Raw genomic sequence first — 1,966 nt, forward strand, 5'->3', positions numbered from 1 at the left:
GTTTTCGTCACAGTTCAACCATTTTACGGGCTTCCGCAGCTAACAAAAACTTCAAGCGGACGCCTGCGGCGCCGCTTAAGTTGGCGTTAGCTGCTTGTTTCGTAGTGAAGGTTTATTTCTGTTAGATTGTCTCCGCTGTGAGTTTTTGCATCGGGGATTTTTAAAAGGTTTTGCTTGTCGGAGAGTTTTTTTCATCGTACTGGCTGGCCATCGAAATCTGTGTAACCAGGTTCTGTGCAAGCCAACGTCTGGTTCACGTTTTACGGTGCGCGTCCCGCTTACGTCACTATCTGTTCAAAATGTTGGCTCGAACATCTTTCATCGTCAGGTTTTGTGCAGGCCAGCTTCTACATTGTCGTTTGCCTTTTAGTTTTCAAACCTTCTGGTTCAAACTGGTTTTCGGCATTTTGGTTCAGTGCAGTTTTCAGCGATGTTCTCAATCTTCAACAGAAACCTGCGAGTTCTCATTTGCTGCAAGTCGCTTCGCTGCCGGTTTGGTGCAAAAAGCAGAGATTGTTCTGGCTTCCGCAGCTAACAATAAAATCGTGTTCGTGCTGCGCACCGGACGCCTGCGGCGCCGCACATTTTGGCGTTAGCTGCTGTGTTTCTACCAGAGTTGCAAACCTGATAGTTTTTCAGCGTTAGAAGTTTTTTGTTCTGTTCTATCAAAAAGTTCAGAAGAAGTCGGTAAGCTTTTTTTTTGCAAGCTGGCGTGAGACTTTTGTCGTTTATTCCTTCTTTTATGCCAGCGTAAAAATCGTAGTTTGCTGTTTGTTTTTACCAAGCTGGCAGGCGGTAGCGTGCCAATTTCCCTTTACAGCGCCAGCACAAACATCGGTTTCCTTTCAATTTTTTCTATCGGTCAGGTGGTGGGGTTTTCTCTGGTTTTCTGTAGCGTGCAAAGTTTCCGGTTTGTGCCAAGCCAGAAAATTTCATTGTCGTAAACCTCAAGTAGTCAAACCTTTTGGTTCAAACTGTTTCGCTGCATTTTGGTTCCGCATGGTTTGCAGCATCGTACAAATTCTCTGGTGGTACATCTTCTGGTTTCTACGTTGTTGCCAGTCGTACTCGCTTCTGGTTTTCGTCACAGTTCAACCATTTTACGGGCTTCCGCAGCTAACAATAAAATCGTGTTCGTGCTGCGCACCGGACGCCTACGGCGCCGCACATTTTGGCGTTATGTCGCTCCTGCAAATATATATCAGCTTGGCTGTACGGAACATTGATTTTTGTTATGCTAATCAGAATTTTTTGGCGGATAAAATATGATCCAACTTCGCTGTACAAAAAAGGTTCAAGATCTGCTCTCGCTTAAGAAAGAGAATCTTTCTGAACCTAGCGATTCTCAGCATATAATTGGTAACTGGTTTGTTAATGTGTTTACTCAGAATCGGAGGAATATTCTCGTTTATATGAATGAGAAAACTCTTTTGTCTTTTATTATTGTTGGAGTAACAAAATCGAAAGCAAAGTTGATTATTGAGGGATTTCCAATAGGTTTAGCACATTTACTTGATTCTGAAGGGTTTAGTGATCATCAAATATCTAAGGTAGTTGAATCGCTTCAGGAAATTTATATCGCCCCAACAGCAAGCCGTAAATTTAACGGCAATATGAATGACCTAATTTTTATGTATCAGAATCATATTGAAATGGATGGTGGTCTTGAGCATTGTGACTTGGAGGCAATTATCAAAAAGGTCAATAGAACTCCTCAAAGAAACATTGATTGGGAATACTCAATAACCAAAGCTAAAAAGTTATTAATATCCGCAACATAACAAAAATTTCCAGGGGACGCCTGCGGCGCCCCTGAAATTGGCGTTAGCTGCTGTGTTTCTGCCTGAGTTGTAAACCCGAGAGTTTTACGGCGTTGGAAGTTTTTTTGTTCTGTTCTATCAAAAAGTTCATATGGAATCGGTAGTCTTCGTTTTGCAAGCTGGCGATAGAGTTTGGTCGTTAATTC

General features: G+C 42.4%; 1 protein-coding gene. It reads left to right on the plus strand.

Annotated features, from left to right (window positions below; translation table 11 throughout):
* The first annotated feature begins 1,265 nt into the window (after window positions 1–1,265).
* Window positions 1,266–1,781, plus strand: a complete 516-nt coding sequence (locus AKL11_RS23910; RefSeq protein WP_067522832.1) for a DUF6933 domain-containing protein — start codon at window positions 1,266–1,268, stop codon at window positions 1,779–1,781.
* Window positions 1,782–1,966 lie beyond the last annotated feature (185 nt).

It is taken from the genome of Endozoicomonas ascidiicola (assembly GCF_001646945.1).
GTDB lineage: Bacteria > Pseudomonadota > Gammaproteobacteria > Pseudomonadales > Endozoicomonadaceae > Endozoicomonas > Endozoicomonas ascidiicola.